Annotated in this window: 40 protein-coding genes and 1 riboswitch; of the genes, 14 read left to right on the top strand and 26 right to left on the bottom strand. The window is 25.2% G+C overall.

Going from position 1 to position 24,010, the window contains the following annotated elements:
* Positions 1 to 238: 238 nt before the first annotated feature.
* The 4 genes from ACZ91P_RS07660 to ACZ91P_RS07645 form a co-directional block, all read right to left on the bottom strand.
* Positions 239 to 526 (bottom strand): hypothetical protein, encoded by a 288-nt coding sequence (locus ACZ91P_RS07660; protein ID WP_465158767.1) that lies wholly within the window; start codon positions 524 to 526, stop codon positions 239 to 241.
* Positions 527 to 639: 113 nt separating this feature from the next.
* Positions 640 to 834 carry a hypothetical protein gene (locus ACZ91P_RS07655; RefSeq protein ID WP_465158766.1) on the bottom strand — a complete coding sequence of 65 codons (195 nt, stop codon included), beginning with the start codon at positions 832 to 834 and terminating at the stop codon, positions 640 to 642.
* 143 nt (positions 835 to 977) lie between these two features.
* A complete protein-coding gene (locus tag ACZ91P_RS07650) occupies positions 978 to 1,193 on the bottom strand; it encodes a hypothetical protein (RefSeq protein ID WP_465158765.1) in 216 nt (71 codons plus the stop codon).
* Entirely contained in the window at positions 1,193 to 2,200 is a 1,008-nt protein-coding gene (locus ACZ91P_RS07645) for a hypothetical protein (protein ID WP_465158764.1), read from the bottom strand. Before ACZ91P_RS07645 ends, ACZ91P_RS07650 begins: the two co-directional genes overlap by 1 nt.
* A gap of 58 nt (positions 2,201 to 2,258) precedes the next feature.
* Here ACZ91P_RS07645 and ACZ91P_RS07640 point away from each other — a divergent pair, with 58 nt between their 5' ends.
* Entirely contained in the window at positions 2,259 to 2,390 is a 132-nt protein-coding gene (locus tag ACZ91P_RS07640; RefSeq protein ID WP_465158763.1) for a hypothetical protein, read from the top strand.
* Positions 2,391 to 2,455: 65 nt separating this feature from the next.
* Here the strand turns inward: ACZ91P_RS07640 and ACZ91P_RS07635 are convergent, their stop codons facing one another.
* The 14 genes from ACZ91P_RS07635 to ACZ91P_RS07570 all read right to left on the bottom strand — a co-directional run bounded on the left by ACZ91P_RS07635 (position 2,456) and on the right by ACZ91P_RS07570 (position 8,805).
* Positions 2,456 to 2,725 carry a hypothetical protein gene (locus tag ACZ91P_RS07635; protein WP_465158762.1) on the bottom strand — a complete coding sequence of 90 codons (270 nt, stop codon included), beginning with the start codon at positions 2,723 to 2,725 and terminating at the stop codon, positions 2,456 to 2,458.
* 318 nt (positions 2,726 to 3,043) lie between these two features.
* Positions 3,044 to 3,295: a hypothetical protein gene (locus ACZ91P_RS07630; protein ID WP_465158761.1), complete on the bottom strand. Its 252-nt coding sequence runs from the start codon at positions 3,293 to 3,295 to the stop codon at positions 3,044 to 3,046.
* Positions 3,295 to 3,990: a hypothetical protein gene (locus ACZ91P_RS07625; RefSeq protein WP_465158760.1), complete on the bottom strand. Its 696-nt coding sequence runs from the start codon at positions 3,988 to 3,990 to the stop codon at positions 3,295 to 3,297. The genes ACZ91P_RS07630 and ACZ91P_RS07625 overlap by 1 nt, the downstream gene beginning before the upstream one ends.
* Positions 3,984 to 4,295 carry a hypothetical protein gene (locus ACZ91P_RS07620; protein WP_465158759.1) on the bottom strand — a complete coding sequence of 104 codons (312 nt, stop codon included), beginning with the start codon at positions 4,293 to 4,295 and terminating at the stop codon, positions 3,984 to 3,986. The genes ACZ91P_RS07625 and ACZ91P_RS07620 overlap by 7 nt, the downstream gene beginning before the upstream one ends.
* Complete coding sequence (locus ACZ91P_RS07615) at positions 4,258 to 4,464, bottom strand: hypothetical protein (protein WP_465158758.1); 207 nt, start codon at positions 4,462 to 4,464, stop codon at positions 4,258 to 4,260. The genes ACZ91P_RS07620 and ACZ91P_RS07615 overlap by 38 nt, the downstream gene beginning before the upstream one ends.
* A gap of 381 nt (positions 4,465 to 4,845) precedes the next feature.
* On the bottom strand, positions 4,846 to 4,989 hold the full coding sequence (locus ACZ91P_RS07610; protein WP_465158757.1) for a hypothetical protein: 144 nt from the start codon (positions 4,987 to 4,989) through the stop codon (positions 4,846 to 4,848).
* A 126-nt stretch (positions 4,990 to 5,115) separates the two neighbouring features.
* A complete protein-coding gene (locus ACZ91P_RS07605) occupies positions 5,116 to 5,538 on the bottom strand; it encodes a hypothetical protein (RefSeq protein WP_465158756.1) in 423 nt (140 codons plus the stop codon).
* A 95-nt stretch (positions 5,539 to 5,633) separates the two neighbouring features.
* Positions 5,634 to 6,800 (bottom strand): hypothetical protein, encoded by a 1,167-nt coding sequence (locus tag ACZ91P_RS07600; protein ID WP_465158755.1) that lies wholly within the window; start codon positions 6,798 to 6,800, stop codon positions 5,634 to 5,636.
* 17 nt (positions 6,801 to 6,817) lie between these two features.
* A complete protein-coding gene (locus ACZ91P_RS07595) occupies positions 6,818 to 7,276 on the bottom strand; it encodes a hypothetical protein (protein ID WP_465158754.1) in 459 nt (152 codons plus the stop codon).
* A gap of 112 nt (positions 7,277 to 7,388) precedes the next feature.
* On the bottom strand, positions 7,389 to 7,520 hold the full coding sequence (locus ACZ91P_RS07590) for a hypothetical protein (protein WP_465158753.1): 132 nt from the start codon (positions 7,518 to 7,520) through the stop codon (positions 7,389 to 7,391).
* Positions 7,521 to 7,684: 164 nt separating this feature from the next.
* Positions 7,685 to 7,852 (bottom strand): hypothetical protein, encoded by a 168-nt coding sequence (locus tag ACZ91P_RS07585; protein WP_465158752.1) that lies wholly within the window; start codon positions 7,850 to 7,852, stop codon positions 7,685 to 7,687.
* 91 nt (positions 7,853 to 7,943) lie between these two features.
* Positions 7,944 to 8,264 carry a hypothetical protein gene (locus ACZ91P_RS07580; RefSeq protein ID WP_465158751.1) on the bottom strand — a complete coding sequence of 107 codons (321 nt, stop codon included), beginning with the start codon at positions 8,262 to 8,264 and terminating at the stop codon, positions 7,944 to 7,946.
* 128 nt (positions 8,265 to 8,392) lie between these two features.
* Positions 8,393 to 8,659 carry a hypothetical protein gene (locus ACZ91P_RS07575; protein WP_465158750.1) on the bottom strand — a complete coding sequence of 89 codons (267 nt, stop codon included), beginning with the start codon at positions 8,657 to 8,659 and terminating at the stop codon, positions 8,393 to 8,395.
* A gap of 17 nt (positions 8,660 to 8,676) precedes the next feature.
* The gene (locus ACZ91P_RS07570; RefSeq protein WP_465158749.1) at positions 8,677 to 8,805 is read right to left on the bottom strand and encodes a hypothetical protein; all 129 of its coding nucleotides are present in this window, start codon (positions 8,803 to 8,805) and stop codon (positions 8,677 to 8,679) included.
* 990 nt (positions 8,806 to 9,795) lie between these two features.
* Between ACZ91P_RS07570 and ACZ91P_RS07565 the strand changes: the two genes are divergently transcribed.
* Positions 9,796 to 10,248 (top strand): transposase, encoded by a 453-nt coding sequence (locus ACZ91P_RS07565; RefSeq protein WP_465158748.1) that lies wholly within the window; start codon positions 9,796 to 9,798, stop codon positions 10,246 to 10,248.
* A gap of 77 nt (positions 10,249 to 10,325) precedes the next feature.
* Here the strand turns inward: ACZ91P_RS07565 and ACZ91P_RS07560 are convergent, their stop codons facing one another.
* The 3 genes from ACZ91P_RS07560 to ACZ91P_RS07550 form a co-directional block, all read right to left on the bottom strand.
* Positions 10,326 to 11,021 (bottom strand): ADP-ribosyltransferase family protein, encoded by a 696-nt coding sequence (locus ACZ91P_RS07560; protein WP_465158747.1) that lies wholly within the window; start codon positions 11,019 to 11,021, stop codon positions 10,326 to 10,328.
* A 123-nt stretch (positions 11,022 to 11,144) separates the two neighbouring features.
* Positions 11,145 to 11,303: a hypothetical protein gene (locus ACZ91P_RS07555; RefSeq protein ID WP_465158746.1), complete on the bottom strand. Its 159-nt coding sequence runs from the start codon at positions 11,301 to 11,303 to the stop codon at positions 11,145 to 11,147.
* Between the two features lie 77 nt (positions 11,304 to 11,380).
* Positions 11,381 to 12,781 carry a BMP family ABC transporter substrate-binding protein gene (locus ACZ91P_RS07550; RefSeq protein ID WP_465158745.1) on the bottom strand — a complete coding sequence of 467 codons (1,401 nt, stop codon included), beginning with the start codon at positions 12,779 to 12,781 and terminating at the stop codon, positions 11,381 to 11,383.
* Between the two features lie 84 nt (positions 12,782 to 12,865).
* Positions 12,866 to 12,965, bottom strand: a riboswitch (purine riboswitch).
* Positions 12,966 to 13,460: 495 nt separating this feature from the next.
* Between ACZ91P_RS07550 and ACZ91P_RS07545 the strand changes: the two genes are divergently transcribed.
* Both ACZ91P_RS07545 and ACZ91P_RS07540 read left to right on the top strand, forming a co-directional pair.
* Positions 13,461 to 14,060 (top strand): flavodoxin-dependent (E)-4-hydroxy-3-methylbut-2-enyl-diphosphate synthase, encoded by a 600-nt coding sequence (locus ACZ91P_RS07545; RefSeq protein ID WP_465158966.1) that lies wholly within the window; start codon positions 13,461 to 13,463, stop codon positions 14,058 to 14,060.
* 4 nt (positions 14,061 to 14,064) lie between these two features.
* A complete protein-coding gene (locus tag ACZ91P_RS07540; protein ID WP_465158744.1) occupies positions 14,065 to 14,298 on the top strand; it encodes a hypothetical protein in 234 nt (77 codons plus the stop codon).
* A gap of 336 nt (positions 14,299 to 14,634) precedes the next feature.
* Here ACZ91P_RS07540 and ACZ91P_RS07535 read toward each other — a convergent pair whose 3' ends face one another.
* Both ACZ91P_RS07535 and ACZ91P_RS07530 read right to left on the bottom strand, forming a co-directional pair.
* Positions 14,635 to 15,108, bottom strand: a complete 474-nt coding sequence (locus ACZ91P_RS07535) for a protein-tyrosine phosphatase family protein (RefSeq protein ID WP_465158743.1) — start codon at positions 15,106 to 15,108, stop codon at positions 14,635 to 14,637.
* Positions 15,109 to 15,110: 2 nt separating this feature from the next.
* The gene (locus ACZ91P_RS07530; protein ID WP_465158742.1) at positions 15,111 to 16,037 is read right to left on the bottom strand and encodes a deoxyribonuclease IV; all 927 of its coding nucleotides are present in this window, start codon (positions 16,035 to 16,037) and stop codon (positions 15,111 to 15,113) included.
* Between the two features lie 83 nt (positions 16,038 to 16,120).
* Between ACZ91P_RS07530 and ACZ91P_RS07525 the strand changes: the two genes are divergently transcribed.
* A complete protein-coding gene (locus tag ACZ91P_RS07525) occupies positions 16,121 to 17,101 on the top strand; it encodes a hypothetical protein (protein WP_465158741.1) in 981 nt (326 codons plus the stop codon).
* Here the strand turns inward: ACZ91P_RS07525 and ACZ91P_RS07520 are convergent.
* The 3 genes from ACZ91P_RS07520 to fib (ACZ91P_RS07510) all read right to left on the bottom strand — a co-directional run bounded on the left by ACZ91P_RS07520 (position 17,098) and on the right by fib (ACZ91P_RS07510) (position 19,773).
* A complete protein-coding gene (locus tag ACZ91P_RS07520; RefSeq protein WP_465158740.1) occupies positions 17,098 to 18,384 on the bottom strand; it encodes a YitT family protein in 1,287 nt (428 codons plus the stop codon). The two genes, ACZ91P_RS07525 and ACZ91P_RS07520, sit on opposite strands and share 4 nt — an antisense overlap.
* Before the next feature lie 115 nt (positions 18,385 to 18,499).
* Positions 18,500 to 19,021 (bottom strand): cytoskeletal motor fibril protein Fib, encoded by a 522-nt coding sequence (fib, locus tag ACZ91P_RS07515; RefSeq protein WP_465158965.1) that lies wholly within the window; start codon positions 19,019 to 19,021, stop codon positions 18,500 to 18,502.
* Positions 19,022 to 19,050: 29 nt separating this feature from the next.
* A complete protein-coding gene (gene fib, locus ACZ91P_RS07510) occupies positions 19,051 to 19,773 on the bottom strand; it encodes a cytoskeletal motor fibril protein Fib (RefSeq protein WP_465158739.1) in 723 nt (240 codons plus the stop codon).
* A gap of 259 nt (positions 19,774 to 20,032) precedes the next feature.
* Here fib (ACZ91P_RS07510) and ACZ91P_RS07505 point away from each other — a divergent pair, with 259 nt between their 5' ends.
* From ACZ91P_RS07505 to ACZ91P_RS07465, 9 genes are all read left to right on the top strand, one after another.
* Positions 20,033 to 20,272 (top strand): hypothetical protein, encoded by a 240-nt coding sequence (locus ACZ91P_RS07505; protein WP_465158738.1) that lies wholly within the window; start codon positions 20,033 to 20,035, stop codon positions 20,270 to 20,272.
* 517 nt (positions 20,273 to 20,789) lie between these two features.
* Entirely contained in the window at positions 20,790 to 21,074 is a 285-nt protein-coding gene (locus ACZ91P_RS07500; RefSeq protein WP_465158737.1) for a hypothetical protein, read from the top strand.
* A 9-nt stretch (positions 21,075 to 21,083) separates the two neighbouring features.
* Positions 21,084 to 21,227 carry a hypothetical protein gene (locus tag ACZ91P_RS07495; protein ID WP_465158736.1) on the top strand — a complete coding sequence of 48 codons (144 nt, stop codon included), beginning with the start codon at positions 21,084 to 21,086 and terminating at the stop codon, positions 21,225 to 21,227.
* Positions 21,228 to 21,254: 27 nt separating this feature from the next.
* Positions 21,255 to 21,509 carry a hypothetical protein gene (locus tag ACZ91P_RS07490; protein ID WP_465155631.1) on the top strand — a complete coding sequence of 85 codons (255 nt, stop codon included), beginning with the start codon at positions 21,255 to 21,257 and terminating at the stop codon, positions 21,507 to 21,509.
* 177 nt (positions 21,510 to 21,686) lie between these two features.
* Positions 21,687 to 21,824, top strand: coding sequence for a hypothetical protein (locus tag ACZ91P_RS07485; protein WP_465157738.1), 138 nt, complete (start codon positions 21,687 to 21,689; stop codon positions 21,822 to 21,824).
* A 2-nt stretch (positions 21,825 to 21,826) separates the two neighbouring features.
* Positions 21,827 to 22,243 (top strand): single-stranded DNA-binding protein, encoded by a 417-nt coding sequence (locus ACZ91P_RS07480; RefSeq protein ID WP_465158082.1) that lies wholly within the window; start codon positions 21,827 to 21,829, stop codon positions 22,241 to 22,243.
* Positions 22,234 to 22,860: a hypothetical protein gene (locus ACZ91P_RS07475; RefSeq protein WP_465158735.1), complete on the top strand. Its 627-nt coding sequence runs from the start codon at positions 22,234 to 22,236 to the stop codon at positions 22,858 to 22,860. The genes ACZ91P_RS07480 and ACZ91P_RS07475 overlap by 10 nt, the downstream gene beginning before the upstream one ends.
* Positions 22,844 to 23,512 (top strand): ERF family protein, encoded by a 669-nt coding sequence (locus ACZ91P_RS07470; RefSeq protein ID WP_465158734.1) that lies wholly within the window; start codon positions 22,844 to 22,846, stop codon positions 23,510 to 23,512. The genes ACZ91P_RS07475 and ACZ91P_RS07470 overlap by 17 nt, the downstream gene beginning before the upstream one ends.
* Positions 23,512 to 23,913 (top strand): hypothetical protein, encoded by a 402-nt coding sequence (locus ACZ91P_RS07465; RefSeq protein ID WP_465158733.1) that lies wholly within the window; start codon positions 23,512 to 23,514, stop codon positions 23,911 to 23,913. Before ACZ91P_RS07470 ends, ACZ91P_RS07465 begins: the two co-directional genes overlap by 1 nt.
* The last annotated feature ends 97 nt before the right edge of the window (positions 23,914 to 24,010 follow it).

The following is a 24,010-nucleotide window of genomic DNA, read 5'->3' as shown; positions in this document are numbered from 1 at the left end:
GCTAAATTACCTTTTACAGGTGCTTGTTTAAATTCTAAAACAACATTACCATAATTATTATCATTATTATTTTCAATTGTTGATACTCATTTTGCAACATCACGAGTACCAATACCAATACCTAATGAATAATTTGCTACTTGAACATAATCATTATCTTTTATAGTTATTTGATTACCTTCTGGTCAGTTTGGTTTTGGGGCTTCTGAAGGAAATGTTGCACTAGTTCCAGTAAAATTTATTTTTCCACTAGCAATTCTAACATTATTAAATACTTTTTTTGTTTATTAGATGGTAAATCATCTATACTAGTTAAAATTAAACAATCCTTTTCCTCAATATAATTTAATGCAATTACTCATGATAAAAAACTATATCCTAATCAATATTGAAATATTCGTACATTAGGTTTTGTTTCAATTGGCATTGATAGTAAGGGTACTAAGTTAGCATTTTGAATAATTGATTGTGAATAAGAATAAACACCATTCACATTGCCTCAGCATTTAATATTTCCAAATAACATTGATTTAGGATATTTAATTTCAATTCCAGTAAAGACAGTATCTTCGGGTAATGATTTATGTAATACTAAATGAATACTATTTTGATTTTTTCATTTAAAGTCAGTTATTTTAACTAAATGAGTAGATTTAATAATATCAACACCATCAGGTGAATAAGGGCGTTTGTATTCTTCAATGATATAACATTCATTTTTTTGTCTTCGGTAATTGGTTCATTAATAGATACTATTTTTAAGTCATAGGATTCTAAAAATTTTTTGTCTTTTTTTGAAATATCATTAATTAAAATATCTTTTTCTTCAATCATTACATAACTTGTGCTATTATCTTGGACTGTAGTATTTTGTTGAATTTGTAATTTAAAATTAAAATCACTAATTTCATAACCAGTTATTTTAATATATTCATCTTTGTCAATAAAACCTATTTTAACGCTATTTTGAGAGTAGTTTAAGATTGGTTTTTGCTTTGTCTTAACAAGAATTTTTTATTAATTTTATAAATATAAAGGATTCTAGCACGGTCTTCACTAAATAATTGTTCTAAATGGGGGTCGCTATACTGTAATTGAATAGCAAAATCTAACGGAATACTATCAATTGAATAATCAATTAGTTCATCATTTTCTGCTAATTTTGCTAACATTTTTTCAGATGGTTTTAACATTATTCTTGTTCTCCTTCTTCATTAGGAATATTGATAATAGTTTCGTTGTTTTTTAATTGTCTATTTAAAGTAGCATTTACTGGTAAGCGAACATCAACAATTAACTCGTCAATATTTTTAATATTGAATGTTCTACTGTTTAAAATAGCATTATCATATTTAATTAACTTAATAATAAATTCAGTTAATTTAATTTCTCTAATATATATCATTTGTTCGTATGATGCGTTTGTTTGAATATTTACAGCAGCAACTTCTGCCTGAGTTTGTTGTGCTCCCTTAGCAATGGCGGGAACATGATGTCGATTTATTTTATAGTAATTTGTTAATAATCAATCATATATTTTAGTTAATTGTTCACCTTTAAAATTACCAGCAATATAGTCTACTGGTTGAAAATTACTATCAGGGTCTCCTTCAACTAATAACAAGTCATTTTCAATAAATGATGCCAGCATTTTACTAATTTCTTGGTCAACCACACCAGTAACTACATTAGTATTAATAGTAAATTTACCACTATTTAATAATGGATCTAACATTATCTTTTCAGTAATAATATCTAAAATACTAGCAAATTGTTTACCATAACGAGCAGAAGGCTCAAAATTAGGGTTATTAGGAATAATTTGAATTGGAATAAAATTAAGTGGTAATATTTCTTTTCTTTGTAAAGTTATATAGTTATTTCATTTAGCATCATCAATATATAAGTCGGTAATAGTACTATATAATCGTGTTTTTAACTTTCTAATAACTTTAACTTGTTTAGTTACAGCATCAATCTCTAATTTTTCAATAATAAAAATACTCTGGTCATTTTTAATATAAGGGTCATAATCAAAAGTGCAAGATACTAAATTACCTAATTCATCATACTGGTCATTGTAAAAATCAATAGTAATAAAATTAAGTTTTGAATTATTAGCAAAAATAAAATATGCACCCTTACCATTCTTATTAATTTTATATTCGTTATATCAATTTTTATTGGTAAAGTCCTGCATTTTTAAAAAGCTATTAATTAATTTAGTATCTATTTTTTGATTATTAAGTGGATTATAAATGCTAATTTCTAAATCTCGCGAATTTAAAAAATTAGCATTATCTTCACAAATTCTTTTTTTTAAAATCTCATTATGTTTTTGAACAGTAACATTTTTACGATTAGTAATCGTTGATGCTAAATTAAGATAATAACTATCAATATCATATTCTTTTTTTTTTTTTTTGCTGGCAACAATCCCATTTATAACACCTCTTTATTTTGTTTCTTCTTTTTTAATAACATCTTCAATACTATCTTGTTTTTGTTGTTTGTTATGAGTTTTGATAAATCTAATAGTTTCAATAATTAAAACTATAATTCCAGCTCCGATAAGCATTGCTGAAACAATAACATATGCTGGTCAAGAAATACCTAATGTTTTTTCTCCTATAAAACAAATAATAATTCCTGCGATAAAAAACAATGATGAAACTCCAAAGATTTTCAAAAACATAATTACATCTTTAATAGTTACTTTGGGCATAAAATCATCTCCTTCCTAACTTACTTTTTTTCTTTCAATATACAATCCTTTAATTTCAACACTATTTGATATTGATGATAATTTAAACTCACCGTTGGAAAATAATTGAATGGTAATTCAACGACTTGGATTATCTCCATATGATATTCCACTTGCTAATTGACCTTTAAAGTTTATATGCGTAATTATATATAGTTCTATCTCAAGCGTTGTATAACACCATAAACGATAATAATATTCTGACTTATTAAAATTTTTAATTTTATATCCTTTAGAATCTTGAACAAAATCACTAGTATCAACAACTTTTCAATCATTTTATATTTTAGGTAAATCTTTTTTCTGTAAATAAAATTTATCTAAATATTTAGTAGTACCAAATGTATCATCAGTACTTTCAATTCCCGCAACTGTACTATCAATAATCATATAATCAGCAGTATTTTTACCACCTTCAAAACTAGGGTCTCAAATTCTTAATTCACCAGTTTCAGCACTAAAATCAGCATTAACACGACCACTACTATTAGGTAATAAAGTTATTTTATTTTGTTTTAAATCTGAAACCATTAATTCATCAGCAGTATTTTTAATAATTGTTTTATTATCAATTTTAATATCACTACTGCCACTTTGTTTTGCTTTTCAGACACCATTTTTTCATAAATAGTATCATTATCAAAGGGAACATTTATTTCATTATTGTTATTTTTAACAATAGTTTTATTGTCAATCTTAGTTTTTTCTTTTTCTATTAAAGCATCAACTTCTAATTGAGTATAATATGCTTCTAAATCAATCATTGTTAAATCAATATCTTCTTCTTGAAAAGTACGAAACATTTTCTTTAAAGTTGTTAAATTAGCCAATGATTTTGCATAGGTAGGCAATAGACCTTGTCAAGTAATCATAGGGTCATTTTGCGATGAATAATTAATATCACCAACACTCATATTTGCCGAAGTAAAAAAATCAATTGGAATGCGGTTAAATGTTGAATGCTCAATCGTAATAAACACCATATTAATACAAATTTTCTTTAATAATGGATCTTTAAATGTTTCAAACTTTAGTTTTGAAAATGGATAGTTTAAGTAAGAATTAATCATATTTTGGGCTCTTAAAGCAAATGTTTTAAATCATAATTCTACATCACCTTTAAAAAACTTATTATAACAAACTGGAACTTGTGTAATTTTATCTGTCATTGGAATAAAATTATTATAATTTTCCAAAGTAACATTTTGTCATAATTCATTTAACATTTAATCATCTCCTTATCATTTACTTTTTTAGAATATATTTTCTTTAATATAAATTTTTTACTATTTAGTAATGTTTTTGTTTTAATTGTTTTGTTTAAATCTTGTTTTGTTCTGAGTTGTTTATATGCTTGAAATACTAGTCCATTACCTAACAAACTAGTAACCGCACTATCTTCTAGCGTATTTAACAATTTATATTTATTAAAGTTATTTTTAAATTGTTCTTGCATTTTTAATATCTTAGCAATTGTCCGATATATTTTAAAACTATCTTTTACTACTTGCTGATAAACAAGTGGGGACAAAAGAAACTAAATTAAACAAACTTGTTTTTTTAAATCCCCAACCAATAAACCATTCACTGTTCATATAGAATTTAAATGGTTCAGGAGCTAAAACAAACTGTTCTGCTTTGATTAAAGTTGTCATAATGACAATAGGGACATATTTAGGATTTTTATAATATATTGTCAAAGCAACTTCACCCGCAACTGATAATGGAACAATTTTAACTGCTAAAAAAGCATCAGAACCATAAGCAAAAGGTAATAATTGACCTTTTTTAATAGCCTTAGTTTCAAATTTAGATAATATTTTTTTAGTTTTATCAGTAATTTTACTAATTACTTTTTGTTTAATAGTAATTATTTGTTTTTCAATTGGGGCTAATAATTTTTTAGTTACTTTTTGAATATAAAAATTTGGGTTTTAATGATTTAAAATTTTATTTAATTTAATTGGTGTTTGATGAAAAATATTTAATAATTTATTATTAAATATTTTACTGCCCCTCATTAAATTAGCATTTAATAGTAGATTTTTACCAACACCTTTTTATGAAGATTAGTCATTATGTTATATCACCTCATTAGTATTAATTTTACTTATTTTATCAATATTTAATCCATATTCAGACAATCATTTATTAGCATTTATTTCATTTATGCGTGGTATTTTTTGAACTAATGTAGGACTTATTTTTTGAATATTTTTTTTCAATTTTTAATAAATTATTAATTGTTTCTAATTTAGAAACTTTAAAACCCTTATAAAAATCATTTCGGGCTAATTTTCCAATTGTATATAATAAAGTTTCATTATTAGCTTGTTTTGTAAAATCAAATATTAATTTATCAGATAAAATCTTTTTACCTCTAACTGTCTTACAACATCTTCTAAATTATTAGCAGTTATTACACCTAATTTTTCAAGTAGTTTAGTTTCTTTCGCTAATTTTAAAATTTTAGTTGTTCGAGCAGCACGCGTTAATTTTCCAATACCACCAATTGCTGGTAGCAAATTTAAGGCAGTACTTTTTGCTGTCACTTCTGATGTTAATTTATCGTATATTTGATTTACGGCAAAATCGGTTGCTGTTTCTACTCCAAATGAGATAAATGCTGCGGCAAAATTAGATAATCCCGCACCAAGACCAAGAGTCGAAGCAATACCACCAGTTAAAACTAATAAACCAAGTGCTAAAACTTGAATTCCTAAAAATTCTAATAACTGTAAACCAAAATTTTTTTCTTGTTGTTGGATTGACAATCTAGTTGGATTTTTTTAACAGCATAAATAAGGGCTGTTTTAGATGTTCCAATTGTCATATATATCAAACGAAAAAGTACTATTTTTTAGTACTATTAAGAATTTTTAATTTTAACATCAATCGTATTTGTTTGACCAGTAGCGTTGTTTTTACCTTCAATTTGAACTTCAACAGTTTTATCATTTGTAATATTTATTGGTCAATCAACACCAGCACTTTCAATAAAGTAATCAAAATGACTTTCAGTTAAAGAACTATTTACTGCTTTTACTGCTTTTAAAACAACATTTTTAAATTGTGGTTTTAACTGTTCGGCTGTTGCTTTTATTGGGTCTGCAACATGAATAGTTGGTTTATCTAATTTATTAATTTTACTAATATCAATTTTTGAAACAATATGTTTAATAATTCCTTTTGGTTCAACCACTGCTCCACCTAAATATAAAACTCTTTCCATAATCAAAGTATTACCCATTCCAGTACCTAACGCAGCAGCACCAACTCTTAACGGAGTATGATCTTTTTTGTGTAAAATAAGAGGGTCATATTTTTTGCTAAACTTAAAGGCAATTGCATTAACACAATCTGGTAATAATTCAATTGTTCCTTCTGAACCATCTTTATTAATAATTGGTAATTTTTTAGGAACCATATAGTATATTGTTCCTTCAACAGTTTTCATTGCTCCACTTGTTGTGATTACACTATTTATTTGGTCGTTTGCTCCAAGTTGTAACTGTAATTTATTACGAATTCCACGAATAAAATCAGCCGAACCTAAAACAATTGTTTCTGATGGAGTAAAGCCGTTTTCATATATTTTATCCATAATTTCATCATGAATTTGTAAAGCATTTGTATCATCTGCTTTTTTGCCTTGAATAGTTGTAACTGTTCCTTTATTAATAATTTCTAAAATTTTATTGCGTTTATAAGCAACCTCAGTATCCATTGCTTGCTCAATATCGGCAGCCCAAAGATTAGGATTAAAATTATTTTTTACAGGGTCTAATTTACGAGCAAAAGTTAAAATTGTATCTAATTCAACAACTCCATCTTCAAATTCTACTGTTGAATATTTTAGAAGATTATCATCGGTATTAAATACTTGTCCATCTTTTCCCAAACCTTCATTATATTTAATATTTTTCTTTCTTTTATATGTTAAACCAAATTTATTTTCTTCTTTTCACGCAAATAAAGCTTCTCAACTAAATTTTTCTTGATTAGCAATATCGCCAAAAATTGTTTTTGGATCCATATTTTTATTCCTTCTTTTTATTTATTAAATACATTGTCTGTATCTAAAATATTGTTTTCTTTGTTTACTACTTTTGGTACGCCTCCAGTATTAACTGTTTGTACCTTAATTAATTCATCATAAACACTTTGCAATTGTGTTTTAATGATTTCAATATTATCAGTAATATCATAAGATTTTAATAAAACATTTTTAAAATCTTCATTATCAGTTGAAGAATTAATAAAATTAATTACTTCAATTTGTTTTAGTTGAATTGTTTGTTGTTCAATTTTTGAAGTTAACTCAGTATTTTTTGCTTGTAGTTCGTTGATTTGCTGATTATTATTTTCTAAATTACTTGAATTAAATTCTTCAACTTCAGCAGTATTTTCTAAAATAATTTCAGCAGTTTTAATATCTAAACTACCATCTTCATTTTTAATAAGTTCACTATTTTCATTAATAAGAACATATTTTACATTTTTTAATGCCATTGTTTTTCCTCCTATTTTTTAATATTTGTATTTGTTCTTTTTCTAATCGCTTTTTGTATAATTTCAAAACTATTTACTCTAAAAGACAAAAAATAGCGTTTAGTTTTTATATTTAACTGATTAAATCTGAGCCTTTAATTTTTATCTCATCATCTTTTTTTAATTTCAAAAACTCAGTTAAAACAGATGGGTTATATATTGATAATGTTGAGTAATTTAATCCTTCTCACTGACATTTAGTCAAACAAGCATCAACTTCAACCCCACCAGCAACAAGAGTCTTAATTTTTGTTTTAATAGGATTTTCATGTAATCTAACAGTTAATTCTAACTTATTAACTTTTTTATTTTTTATTTTAGGTTTATTAGTTATTGATTTTTTAGATAAATTACTTTTTGTTTAAGACATTATTTAACATCCTTATTAGATAATTTGTCATATTTTGAACTGTCAACTAATATTCAATCGATAGAACCTGTTGAATATGGATTTTTGTAAAAATCTTCTTTATATAATTGTTGTTGTTTTAATTCTTCAATTTCACTACCTAAATTTTGATTAAAATTATGTGCCATATCTATTTGTTGTTTAAAACTATTTATTTATTGCTCTTTTTCAGCAAGTTCTTTTTTAAGTGTTTCATTTTCTTCTTTAAGTTTGTTAAATTTAATTGATTTTGTTATTGTCATTATTTATCACTTCCTTTTTTAAAAAATATTGTAAATGTTTTCAAGCATCTAATTCGTGCTCTGTCATTTTAATGTTTCCTTTATAAATATAATTTTTCTTAACAACTGGTGATTGTAAAACATAATTTAAATTAAATAGATATTTGCATAAAACTTTTAAACCACCAATGAATTTATAAGTAGATAATGGATTTTTTATTTTTAAACCTTTGTGAAGTTGAAAATCTTCAATTATTAAAATAACTTTATTTAAATAAGAACAAATTTTATTTTTAAACTCATTTAATATTAAATACATATTATTTATTGCTTCTTCTTCATTTTTGGAATTAAAAGTAATATTATTAATTATTTTATTTTGTAAAACATTATAAATAATAATACCAGTTTAACCAATTCCAGCAGGGTCAATTGCAATAATATATTTTAATTTATCTGGTTTATTTTTTTGTTAATTTGTAATATTTTTCATCCATCTGATGCTAAATCTAAAATATCGTTAATTTTGTAATGTTGCATATAAGAAGCAATAATATCTCACTTGTTTTCAAATAAAATTAAGTACATTTTTGCTCATTCTAAACATTGCAAATCATAATGCTTTTTATGATGTGAAATACGACAATTAATAGGTTGACAATTAACTCAATCAAAAGATGTTGTTATTTCATTTCAAGTTTTATTAATATACAAACTTTTATATTCTGTAATTATATATACTCCTTAATTTTTTTATTTGTTGATCAAATTTCATCATTAATATTATTTGCAGTTACTGGATAAGCACATATCATTAATTCTTGTAATTTATTTTTAATTTTTTTATTTCATTTTTTCATCAAATATTTTCCTTTCTGTAAAAAAAGATAATATTCCCTTATTAGTTAATATTTTGATATTTAGTAAATAATTTATTTTAGTATTTAATTACTTCGCCGCCCGCTCCACTTTGAAGGTGAGCGGGGGCGGATAGGATATTTTGATAGAGTTTACCCCCATACGGAAATAAACAAAAAAAAATTTACCCAGTTATTAATTAAGCTTAATCCATCCCTAGACAACTTTTTATATAAAGAAAATAACCTTTTGGAGTTCCAACCCTCTTGTTTTTTAGTGTCCGATATTGTTTTTTTCGGTTTAACAGCACTCTTTTTATGAAAACAAGCTAAAAAACACATGCTCTGACATTTCGCAAGTGATTAATCTTGCCGAGAATTAAAAGAAATAAATAGGAGTAGTAAATCCAATCGTTTTCACACTTTCTTTAAAGCTTCGTACCATAGATGAGTTATCCATCTTTAAGCATCAAAATATTAAGTTTTAGATTGCATTACATTATTCATTAGATAGTACCTTTATTAAAAAATGATATTATTAGTTGTTAAACCGAAAAAATATAATAAATTACAGAAAGGAAATTATAAAAATTAACTAATTTGTAGGGTAAAATAGGTTAATTTTTAATTTTAAAGATACTATCTGATGAATAATGCAAATAAAAAAATCGCTCTAATAAACGATTACTTTAATTTGTATTTAATTACTTTATTTATAATTTTTATAAAAAATAAGCTTTTTTCCGACTACCCAAATTATTATCGTTATTTACAAACAAAAACTTCATTAATAAAAGTCGATGAAGAAATTATTACCCTTATTCAAAATGAAAAACTCAATAACAAATTTCTTAATTCCTATGGAATAAGAAGATGAAAAATTTATCTATTTAAGGAATTATACCTTTCTACTGAAAAAATCGTTCCCGTCATATTAAAAAATCATTAAGTCAAAGAAACAAAAAGAATTTACTAAAACGTAAATTTAACCAATTGAAACCAAATCGAGTATGAAGTACTGATATAACTGTCATTAAAAATAATCATACTGAAAAATCCAATTTAATTTCATTCATTGATTTAGCAACAAGAAAAGTAATTGCTTATACAATCTCAGATTCAATGACAACTTCAGTATTAATAAAAACTTTATTAAAAGCAATAGCAACAGTTTCAAATAAAAAAGATCTTAAGAAATTAATAATTCATTCAGATCAAGGCTCAATTTATACTGCTAGAGAATACATTGAATTCTGTAGAAAATATAAATTTAAAATAAGTTACTCAGCAATAGCTACTCCAGCTGATAATGCTGTGCAAGAAAGTTTCTATGCTAGATTAAAGTGTGAAACCTTCTATAACAATTATAATACGCAAAATAAAATAAAAGACATAATTTTTATTAAAAAATATATTGAATTTTATAATACAACTAGGTATCATTAAAAAAATAAAATAAATAAAATTTTGTCCTATTAAAGAGGTACACTCCCATTATTTTATAAAATATCCCATTTAACCTCTTAATTTTTTTCTAATTTAAGTTTAATTTTTATTATTTCTCAAATTTTTTCGGGAATAATACTAAAACTAATAAATTTAAAACTATATCCTTGGTTAATTAAAATAGCTAAAGTAGTTCCATATTTATTTAAATCAACAATGTACATTTTACTAGCATCAGAAGGAATTTTAATTTCAAATAAAAATGGATAATATTGGGGTCCATAAGAAATAAAAAAGTCTTTTCTTGTTGATACATCTGAATAAAAAATATCACTTAAAGCACTCTGTTCATTCCTTTTAAAACTTTGAAATAAATCTTTAATATTTGTCGAATCTTTAATTTTTTGTTTAACTTCTATCATTGTTTTTTTAACAACATCTTGATTAATTTTATTATCAGAAGTTTTCACTATTAATTGTCCTTCTTTTAAATTAAAAGACCTCTCATCCATTCGTCGGTATATAACATTTTGAGAACTACTTTTGACCTCTAATAAAAAATTATTTCCCAAACCATCCGCTATACTACTGTGACTAACTAATCCTGAAATATTACAAGGTGCTAAAATACATGCATGTGATTTTGCAAAATTAGGTAAATTATGAATTAATTGATACATATTTTCTGTAATTAAATATTTAGCAGAAGAAGCCCCTATTCCTTCGGGCTGTATTTTATTATTTTTAAAAAAAGATAACCGATTATCTGCCAATTCACGCCATCTTTTTGATTTTTCAATTTTAGGTAATGGTACTATTAGTCTATTGTCTAAAACTCTTTTTGAATCATTTTTTTCAACAAATGTTATATCTTTAAAATCTTTACTAAGATTATTTTAAAAATCATTTTTCAAAGGTTCATTATTTTGTGTTATATCTTGATTATTACTTTTGATTTTTTTATTTTGTTCACTAACTTCAAATGTTTTCTCATCATCAGAATCATCATCTGTTGGATTAAAAAAAGGTTTATTTAAATTATTAATTATTTTCATCTTATTATTCTACTTTCTTTTTTTTATAAATAACTGCTTATCATAATTTTTTAGTTGATGAATAAGCCTTAAGAAAATTATAACACCTTTTCAATTGCTGCTAATAAATATGCTTTTAATTTTGTTTGTGTTTCATATGTATTTTGTAAAGTATTTGTAAAATTATGTGCGGAAATTGGGGAATGATTATCAATTCCATTTTTGTAAGCATATTGTAATATTTTTACTATCTTATCAAACAAAGTATCTTTGTTATAATCATCAGTTGTATTATGCAAAAAATCAACTAAATCTTGTTTAACTCATTTTGTTGTTTCAATCCCTGTCCAACTTGGATGATCAAGAGAAGTTTGGTCAGTATTAATTCAACAATTACTTGTTTGTTTTGTCTCATCTCATATATTATTTTGTGCATCATACCCACATTGTGCTGAATAAATATTTTTTAATGCATCAAAAGTTGAAGTGGCAATTTGTTTTAAAGCACTAGTCACAACATAATTTTCGCCATAAATTTTAGATTGTTCGGTATCAACACCAACTATCTTAGCATTGACTTTATTAACTTTAATTTGATTAATTGTATCTTGAACTTGTGCACCAGCAACCGGAAAAATAATATGAGCGCCACGAGCTAATAATTCATCACTAATAATTTTGCCATCACCAGCTTGAAATGATTGTGAAAATCATGATTCATTCTGTTTTAAAACATTTTGCACTTTAACAATTGATTGTAAAGTTGTTATTTCTGGATTAATATTTTGAACTTGGTTTAATATATCATGTTTTATATTATTTCATTTACTATTTACTGAAGAATTAATAATAGTATTAAATAAATCAATTCCAACTAAAAAACCTCACATATAATTTGAAACAGCAACTGGATTATCCATCCCACCATAACTACCAACTTTTAAGTGTCCATTATATTCATTTTGGTGCGCATTTAAATAAATGCTTGTTGCTAAACTCACATAAAAGCCAGAAGCTTCAGCTTGATAAGTAATTCCAATAATATTTTTTGCTAATGGTGCCTTCTGGTTCATATTAAGATGAATGTTTTGACTACTTCCATCAATATAAATAATATTATCAACTAAACCTGCTGCTCAACCAATGTTATTACCATGGTTGAAACCAGGTAAAACTAGTGTCTTTGCTCCTGCAATTGAAGATGTAATATAAGCATTTTTATAATCACCAGGCGTTTGATTAACTGATTCAAAGTAACTTGCTCGTCAGTTTGAACTTTTTCAATTTTGTGGTGGAACAATTTGATTTTTTTGTGCAAAAACATATTTACTTGCTCCCTCTCATGCGGATTGATTAAAAGCAAGATCATTTACAGTTCCCCCATCAGTAATAACCCAAATACTATTATCAAAATTATACTTCTTTACACAAGCAAAAACACTGCTCACTGAAGTGCCAATGATACTTATCATCATCAAACTTTGTAAAATTCGTTTCATATTTTTTGCTCCTTTTTTACTTAATGTTTGTAAAAACAAAAAGATCAACCTGGTTTTTCATTAAAATGAGTGGTTAATGTTTAAAAAGCAAAAGCATTAACCTATAGCGTCTTTTTCCAATGGTAAGACGTAGAAACACTAGACCATATTACTAGTATATACAGGTATATCATTTATTTTTATACTTATATCATAACTTCTTTTTTATCAAAAAGCAATTAAAATAAAAAAACAACCCGGGTGAGATTGTTTTTTAAGGTATCCATGAAGTATAAGATAATATAATACAAAGTATGGTCATATTAATAGGGCTAAACTTGTGCTGTTTATTATTAATTTAATAAAAGTACAATTCTTATACTTCCCTAGACATTTATTATTATATAGTTCAAAAAATAAAATTCAATAAGATTTAAATAACTTTTAGATTTTTTTTAAATTTGTTGTACTTTATCCTACAATTTACATTTTAGAACAAAATTGAAATAAAATTAAAACAAAACAGCGTAAATAATGAAAAACTAATTTTAGTCTTGTATTTCTTTGCATTTAGTCGTATGATTATTTTAAAGGATATAGGTAACAATTTTGTAATAAATTAAAATACTGGGTTGTTTATTAGTGGAATTTTAAATCCCCTACTGGTGTTTAAAATTTCCCCCACCATTTACAATAACATATCAAAAAGATTAAAAAGATAAGGGCGTGCAAAAAATGAAAAGATGATGCTGCTGTTTTAAAAACAATTGTTGAACGTTCTCCTTGTCCATTAGTTGCAGACATCCATTTTAATTATGAATTTTCTTTAATTGCTGCTGATGCTGGTATTAGTAAAATTAGAATTAATCCAGAAAACATTGGGAGTATTGAAAATACAAAAAAAGTTGTCAAAAAATGTCTTGAAAAAAAGATTCTAATTCGAATTGGGGTTAATTCTGGTAGTTTGTTATTAGATCTTGTCAATAAATATGGTTGAACTCCTAAAGCAATGATTGAAAGTGCTCGTCGTCATATTGAAATTTTAGAACATCTTAGTTTTTATGATATTATTTTATCTTTAAAAGCAACCGAACCATTAATGGCAATTGAAGCTTATACCTTAGTAGCTAGTCAAGAATGAAATTATCCCCTTCATCTAGGAATTACTGAAGCTGGTAGTCATTATACCGGAACAATTAAATCATGTAGTGGTTTGTTACCGCTTCTTTTTAATGGTATTGGTGATACGATCCGAATTAGTTTATCAACTGATCCAATAAGCGGAGGTGGAAGTTGCTAAACGAATGTTAAATTCATTAGGACTTTATGATAACATTGTTGATGTAATTGCTTGCCCAACATGTGGTCGTTTAGAATATGACCTTTTCCTCGTTCTAAAAGAATTAGAAGAATATACAAAAGATTTAAAAATTCCATTAAAAATTGCCATTTTAGGTTGTGTTGTTAATGGTCCAGGAGAAGCTAAACAAGCTGATTTAGGAATTGCTGGTGGTAAAAATGGTGGAATTATTTTTTAAAAAGGTAAAATTTATAAATCATGTAAACAAGAATATCTTGTTCCAGAATTAAAACTATTAATTGATGAATATTATCAAGAATGACAACAAAAAAACATTCAACAATAATAAAACCTTTTATGATAAAATAAAAATTGGAAAGAAAATAGAGGTGAATGATATGAATATGTGTTGTTCCGCAAAAAATCATGATTGTTTTTCGTGTCGTACTTGTAGTAAACCAAAAGTTGGTTGTCGTTCTTGCTTAATTTGTATTTCTTGTACAGATTGTGTTAATAAAAAATGTGAGTGTTGTAAAAATAAACGTTAAAAAAACTAGGTAATTACCTAGTTTTTTTAATTCGAAATTAAATGACTATATGGAAACTCATTTAGCAAAAAATCAAACCAACCTGGATTTGGATTGATATAGGGATAAATTCGTTCAAATTGCTCCAATGCACTATCAAAGTCATCATGATTAATATATCCTTTTGCTACTAAATACATAAAAACAATTGATGCACTACGGTTAATTCCTCAAACACAATGAACATAAATTTTTTTATTTTTAATATTATTATCAATAATCTTTAATGCTTGAATTACAATATTAGGATCTAATTCTTGTAATGTTGGATAATCTTTAAAATTAAAATAAACATGTTTGTCATCAATTCAAAGATATTCTTGATTATCATTTTTAATATTATATTTTTGAATTTGTTCATGATAAATTTCTTCAGCACAACTAATTACTAACGCAGCATCATGTGGAACACTATGACGATCACCAAGATACAAATTATCGATAATTTTCTTTGCGGACATTTTTATTCTCCTAAATCTATTTTTATTTTACCATTTTGTTGAAATGGGTCAGTAAAGTGTTTTGCCTTAATCATTGCAATTTCATCCTTATAAGGAGCAAATGCATGATTCTTTTCTCCTACATATGGTGTCTCTAAAATCTTAATGATCCCATCTAATTTAGGATGATAAATTATTTTTAAAAGGGTTTCAAATCCCAAGTAACCATAACCAATGTTTTCGTGCCGATCCTTATGGGCATTTAAAGGATTTTTACTGTCATTAATATGTAAACATAATAACCGGTTTAAACCAATTAATTGCTCAAATTCTATAATAATATCATCTAATTCTTCTGTCAAGTGATAACCAGCATCATGCATATGACAAGTATCTCAACAGATTCCTAATTTATCATTTAATTTAACATTATCAATAATATATTTTAGTTGTGCAAAATTTGTTCCTAATTCGCTTCCTTTACCAGCCATTGTTTCTAAAGCAATTGTTGCTTTTTGATTAGGTGTTAAAACTAAATTTAATCCTTCAATAATGCGATCTAATCCAACTTGTTCTGGTGCACCAACCGCGCTTCCAGGATGTAAAACAATTGTTTTAATTCCAATTTCATCAGCACGAGTAATTTCTTTTTTAAAAAATTCAACAGCTATTTCAAAAGTACTAGAATTAGTTGTGTTTGCTAAATTAATAATATAAGGAGCATGAATAATAATATTATTGATATCAAAATGATGTTCTTTTAATTGCTGATAAAATTCTGGAATAAAAAATTGCTCCGTACTAACGCGAATAGTATTCTGGGGTGGTCCTGTATAAATCATCATTGCATTAGCATTATTATTTAAACTTTCATTTAAGGCACCAAGCAAATAATTTTGCTGCTTGTTCATACTAACATGACTTCCTATAATTAAATTATAATCTTTCATTTTAAGGTCTCCCTTTCTTTTTAATTAATTTTATAATATCATATATAAGATAAGAAAAATAACTTATTTATGAAAGGATCAAAATGATTAACGAAAAAAACATTGAAAAAATTAAACTAAGAATTAATCAAATTTACCAAAAAATTATTATTAAAAAGAATGATAAAATTGTAGCTTGAGAAGGAATTAATCTATTATGCTTGTTAAGTTTAATTTTTAATTTTTTGTTAACAATTTTTAATTTTGTTGTAGCATATAACCTACATTTTACTATGCGCAAAGCTGTCTTCTTACCTCTTGGTATTGTTTTTTTACTAATAACTTTAATAAATTTTATCTTATTAATTTTTGTTAAAAAACGTCAGAAAACATTAATTAATCAACTTAAAATTAATTTAAATAAAACATTATTAATTAATATCTATAATGATATCTTTAAGACCATTTTTAAAACATTAACAATTAGTGATATTAGTTCCCAATGAACAATTACACCAAATAATCTGCCACACTTATCTGATTTTAAAGTAAATGACAATATTATCATTGGTCAATATCACGGTTATAATTTTAACTTTGGTTCTATTAATCAAGCAACAACTACGGTTGTTGATAATCTTCAACCAAATTTAATTCCGAAACCTTATAACCTTCAATATTATCGTTATTTATTTTTAACAATAACTGTTCCTTCTTTTAATGATCAAAATTTTGAAATTACACGAAAAAATAAATATCAAAAAAATAACTTAATTTTTGATAACTTTTTTTGATATGACCAAACTAAGGCGGATTTAACATTAACTCTTAAAAATCTTATTCTAGAAAATATGACAACAACAAAAATGATCACAAATATTAAAGTAACCAACCAAACATGATCATTCCAATTAGCAACTAGTGCAATAAATCATAGTAAAGATAATTATAATAGTTTATTAAATATTAGAATTAGTTTAAATGAAAAAGTCATGTTAAAGAATATTTTACTAATGTTAAAACATGACTATGAAATATTACAAAAAGGGTTTGTCTGATTAAATTTAATTGCACAAAAAGATTAATATTTATCTACTTTATAATTAGCAATAAGTTTGTCTAGTTTATGAGCTAAAATTTTAGCTTCTGGATCAGAAACAATAATCGCAGCTTTAATTTTCTTATATTCTAAAACTGAGGTGGAAACAATAATCACTTCATTATTAAGATCATTGCCTTCATAATGATCACGTGCTGGTAAACGAATAATATCATTAGGATAATGAACATATTGTAACCCTGAGACAATAGCATCTGCTTTTGAAGTAATAATCATTAAACTACGATATTTAAATTTTGGGAAGATAATATCAATTGTAATTGCTTGTACTACGACAAGTAAATATGAAGCAAATAAGGCAGAACCAAAGAAGTATTTAATTTTATGACTAGTGAAATCACTACCATATAAACCACCATGATCAATTTTAAAACCAAGGCGTTGAATTTGATCAATATCTGCTGCTCAGTTTTTTCCAAAATAAATACTTGTTAATTCACTACGACTTAATAATGTTGTGTGAATTGCTAACATTACAACAATAATAATATAATTAACAATTCGATTATAATTAGCAATTGAAATTTTCTTTTTAGCTGAATAATAAGCAAAAACAAAATCAGTTCCAGCTGTTGATGCTCCCCCCTTATAAACTAAGCCATAAGCAATTCCATTTAAAATTCCTGCTACCGCTGCAAAAACAAATAATCAAATCTGATACATTCCACCATAATTACTAAAAATATTTAAACTATTATAATTAACAATAAAAAATAATTCTTGCGGATTAATAACCGGGATATAAGCAAATGCAAAGTGAAAACCATTTTGCAAACCAATATAAACAATTGTACGAAAAGAAAAACGAAGTCCAACTTTAATGACGCCAAAAATAAATAATGGGATATTAAACACAAAATAAAAAACTCAGTACATACTTGTTTGCATTTGTAACTGATCTTGGTTTGGTCAAATTCCAACCGCAATTCCACGGGCAATCCCTCCAATTCCACTTGGAGTAATCCCATTACTTGTTGTTGCTGCAATAAAGTAATCATAACTAGCCATTCCTAAAAAAGCAGCAAAAATAATATAAGCATAATCACGGAATAAACGTGATTTAAAATAAGCTTTAAAACGTAAATTAAATTCTTTTCGTGAAATCCGTTCACGACTACGGGTTTTTCTTTCCGTTGTTTTTTCTTTCGGATAAAAATCTGATGGTTTGTTTGTAATACTATCAGGGTTAACTCCAATGTTGTTACTATCTCCTTCTGCTGTTAATCTTTTTTCTTCTTCGTTAACCATTTTTCGTTATTCCATGCCCTTTCTTAACCTTAATTATTACTAATAAGTATAACATCATTTAAAAATTAAAAAACAACCAAAAGGTTGTTTTTTAATAAAATTAATTAATTATTAATTATTCACTTTTTAAACGAATTGTAACTTTGAATGAACCAACTTTGATTGGATCATAATCATTTCTTGTAATATCAACTACAGTATAATCTCGTTGTAACTTTTTGCTTTTTGAAGTTCCAAATTTAACACTTCTGCTTGCTCCTTTGTTTGAAGGAATAAACACTGGAATTTTTTGATAATCTAATGCTGGAATTGTCATATAAACAACAATTTGTTGATATGGTGAGTCAACATCTTTCAATGCTTGATTTAAGTATTTAACAAATTCATTACTTACTAATTGTGTTCCAAAGTTTTTATCTTCCACAAATTGATGTGATTGATTATGGGTAATGTAAAACGAAACTTTTGCATCACAATTTACTAATAAGTATTTTTGTTGTACTGTTGCACCATTATATGTATATGATGATTTATCTTGACATTTTTCAGCAATTGCTGCCGCAATTTCATTTGCAACTGTTTCAATTTTATATAATTTTTCATTATTTAAATCATATTTTGCTGATTTATTTCATAATAATTCATCATCATTAACACGAACTTGTTCTAAAAAAATAATTTACGTAATCATTTTTTAGAAGCATTTTTTCATTCATCTTCCCCTAAAATTACTTTACTTGGTCCTTCTGCTTCTTTTGTTTTTGAACGCATTACTTGAATAATATCTAATGCAACAGGAGTTTTTTCTTGTTTATCAACTAACATTAATGAAGGCCCAAATCCTGATAATACATTATGTGTATTTGGTTTAAATAATTTAATTCATTGGTCATGTTTAATTTCAAATAATTCATTAATTGAATCTAAATCATCTTGTGAAGATTGTGATAAATCAATAATATAATTTGAACTTAATAAGTTAAATAATCTTCTTAATAAATATTTTAATGTATTAACTGTTTCATACATTTTGAATTTATGAATTGGATCATTATCTCATGGTGATAATGCATTATTATAAATAATTTTTAAAGCAATATAATTAATACTTGATTTTTTAGCAACTTGTGCAATTGCCCCTGCTTCAGTATCAATTACATCAATAGTATGCCCATATTTATCAACCATTTCCTTAAATTGTTTTGAGTTATAAATCAGCATATCTGCTGTTCCAGTAACTCCTTCTGTTAACCCTAATTTAAAGTCTTTAACAACTTTAGCGAATTCACCATCGAATTGGAATGATTCAGGTTCATTAACAATATGGTCGCATGTAAAAAAGAAGGGTTTTAACAAATACATAGAAATTGAATAAAAATAATAAACCATTTACTAAAATGGTTTTTTTATTTGTAAAACCAAAATTATTAATTGATTCAGAGAAAGGACAGCATCTTAAATTCTTAAAATAGAAACTTTTTATTACAACTTTTTGATACCCTCTTTAAGTTGTTTACACATTTATTAAATATCTTAGAAATCTTTATAAAGTGTACCTGTTTTTTCTCCAATTTTAAGGTGTTGTTCTTTCTCTGTTTCAGTTAATTAATTTGCTAATAAAAAAACTTAATAAAGGAAGGAGTAGGTAATGAAAATTAATAAGCAACAAACAATATGTGATGTTGATAATTGCTATAAAGCAATATCATTCATTACCAAAGAATTTTTATCAAATAAAGTTTTATGAACTTGTGAAAAACATAAAGATTTATTGAATAAAGTAAAAGATAAAACACAAAAGCGGTTTTATAAACGCCTAGAAAATTCAAAAATTATCTTTGATTATGAAACTGGTTTATTAAAACTTAAATTTTATAAAACAACTTAATGCAGAGCGAAACGGTTATTTTAAATAACTAAGTGTTTTTATTCCACAGCCGGCCGAGGCAAGTACTGAAATAGTGTATGAGGAAAAATGTAAATCGGCGCTGGTTCATTAGAACTAAGCGATAGTCGTGATAAGTCCAAGGTTAATATCAAACGACAATAAAAATAGAGATAGTGACTTTACAATTAAATTTGCGAAAAGTGTGGTTGGTTGGAGTTTTATAGCATTTGGTCCTTTAAAATGCGAGTGAATTTTTAATTTAAAAACTGAACGTCAAATCCCAGAGCAAAAGCACAAATGGGCACGGATAAAGGAAGACATATATATGTCTGGCGTCAATATTAAAAAAACAACTGTGGATTATTAAACATTCAAACAATTAACATATCGCCACCGCTCACCCCCAGTGAGGCGGATGGCGTAGTAAGTAAATAGATAAATACTTATATAACTAATTCTCGCTTGGCACTTTCACTTGGGAGTGAGTGCCAGCAAGTTAAAACTAGGAGGAAAAAAAATGACAGAATATAAAAGTAAATATATTAATAAAACTTGAAATGAAATAACAACATTATTTTATTGAGTTAATTGTCAACCTATTAATTGTCGTATTACACATCATAAAAAACATTATGATTTGCAATGTTTAGAATGAGCCAAAATGTACTTAAATTTATTTAAAGATAAATGAGATGTTATTGCTTCTTATATGCAATATTACAAAATTAACGATATTTTAGATTTAGCTTCTGATGGTTGAAAAATATTACAAATTGACCAAAAAATCAAAGGAATAATTTAGGAGGTTTATATGAAAAAGTTAAATAAAATTTGTCTTAAAAAAAGATATTGAGGTTATTGCTTTAAATGTAATCAAGAAAATAAATTAAATGAATTAATGCTTAAAAGTTATCAGTATCATTTGAAGATATGACTGATGAACATTGAGCATTAGGAAAACAAAATTAGGAGGAAATAAAAAATGATATGTAATAAAGCATTAAAAATTACCAATAAAGATATTATTTATGCACAAATTGATAGTGATTATTCAGATAATTTAGAGTTAAATTTATATCTTAAATTTGGTGATGAGGAACGACATGTGGGTAATATTTCATTGCCAACAAATTTTGACTTAAATTGCAAATGATATGAAATTGATGAAGTTAAAAGTTTAATTAGTGATTATTTAGCAGATGAAGAAGCAGATTATGAGGTGATAAATTATGAATAAAAGATATTTATTAATATCAAAAATGGAATTTGTATTAGGTAATTTTAATAATGTAACTTCACAGTTATTTTATACATTAGAAGAAGCAAAAATTACTGCTAATATTGACAATAAAAAAGGATGATTAACAACAATTATTGATTTAGAAGATAAAAAAATGACAAGGATGTGAATAATATGTGAAAAGATGAAGATAACAATGTTTATACCGAAGATGATTTATTTAATATGGCATTAGAAAAATGTCATTCAGAAGAAAGTGCTTATGACTATATCGATAATTTAATTAATGAAATGGAATTGGAGGAAATTTAATAATGAATAAATTTATTGGAATTGGTAGAATAACAAAAGATATTGAAATTAAAAAAACAAGTAATGGAAAAGAATATGTCATATTTCAATTAGCAATAACTCGGCCATATTCTACTCAAAAAGAAACTGATTTTATACCTTGTCAAGTTTGAAATAAACAAGCAATTACTTTACAAAAATATTGTCAAAAAGGTAGTCAAATAGCAATTACTGGTGTTTTACAATCTTTTAAAGATAAGGATAATAAAATACATTGAATAGTTCAAGTATCTAATTATGAATTTTTACATACAAATAATGATTTAAAAAAATCTGATAAACCACAAGAAAAAATAGAATTTAATTCATCTGAGACAAAAGAATTATTTAATAATGATAATCAAAATATTGGTAATGATGAAACAATTTTATGAGATTAGATTTAAAACCTTTATATATTTTTAATGATGAATTACATAAGTATAGTATTTTAATACCTAGTGTAAGTAAAATTGTTAATATTTTAGTGCCAAAAGATTTTTCACAAATTGATGAGAATATTTTAAAATTAGCACAAAATCGTGGAATATGTTTACATAATATGATTGATGTTTGAATAAAAAATAATTTTGATGATGAATTAATTGAATTTATTGATTGTGAAATAAAATCACATCGTGAATTATTTAAAAATTTTAGAAAACTATATCAAGAAACTTTTAAAGATATTAAATTTAAATATTATGAAACTAAAAAAACACTTTATAGTCCTTTAATGTGTGGGACAACTGATTTTATTGGAATAACAACTGATAATGAATATATAATATGTGATTGAAAAATTACTAGTTCTAATGAGAAAACAGATATTGAACGCTATATTTGGCAGTTAAAACTTTATTATTTATTAGAAAAAGACTTTTGTATAGATAATAAAAAATTAAAAATAGTAATTAAAGAAAAAGTTGATATTACTAAACAAAATTTAGAACAAATTAAAGAAGCAATTTTAATATGACAAGAAAGAGAGGAATGAGAAAATGCCACAAGAAACTAAAAAAACATTAATAGCAAGTATTGGTGAAATACAACACGATTTATCATTATATTTAGAAAAAAACCAAACAATGCAAATGAATGGTAGAACAATTTATAACTATTTTGGTGAAGCACAAGTATTAGAATTAGTTAAAAAAGAATTTAAAAAGCATCATATTACATATATTTGGAGTTATGTGAAAGATACTTTAAAAGTAATTAATGATATACCATATTTTGAAATGGAATTAACTTTATGTAAAGAAACAGAAGAAATTAAAACTTATTGACCTTTTACAGGGAAAAATACTGACCCCGCTAAAAGTATTGGGTCAGCATTAACTTATGGAGTTAAATATGTTTTAAGTAAATTATTAGGTTTACCAACCGAAGAATTAGACCCAGATAATAGTGAAATAAGTAAAATTAATTCTAAGCAAGAAAAAGAACAAACAGAAATTATTAACAATTCAAATCCAAATTGAATGAGTGAACAGCATTTTAATAATATTAAAAATTTTATTACAAATACAAAAATAGAACAAGATATTATTTCAAAAGGTAAAAATTGATTAAAAGAAGAATTAAATGTTGAAAAATTATCACCAGTTCTGATTAGAAAACAAAGCGAAGATTTTTATAATCAATTTAAAGAAAGATTTTTAAGATAATGATAAAAATTGGTATTGACCCATCAGGAACTGGTACTACGGCTATTGCTTTTTTTAAAGATAATAAATTAATTGAAAAATTAGAATTTACAAATAAAGATTGAATTAATCATACAAATGAAATTCGGAGATATAAATTTATTAGTTTATTTAATCCAGACGAATATATGTTTAATATTGAAGATTGTTTATATACATCTGCTAATGCTAGTAAGGATAGAGATGATTTATTACGATTATTAGGTGCAATAGAAAATAAATTAAATGAATTACAAATTAAATTTAATTGAGTATCACCAAAACATACTAAATCTGTTGTTAAAAATATGGAAAATTTAAGTAAGTATAATGATAGTTGTATTCAAGAATTTAGTAAAGATCAAAATTTAACTTATGAATAACAAGGCAATGTTTTTGAAAAAGATGGTAAACCAACAAAACGAATAACTTATTCAACTTATAATTTAAAACAATTAAACCCTAAAACTAATCGTATTT

The sequence above is a fragment of the Spiroplasma endosymbiont of Halictus nicosiae genome (genome assembly GCF_978018445.1).
This window is presented reverse-complemented; position numbering and strand designations above follow the sequence as displayed.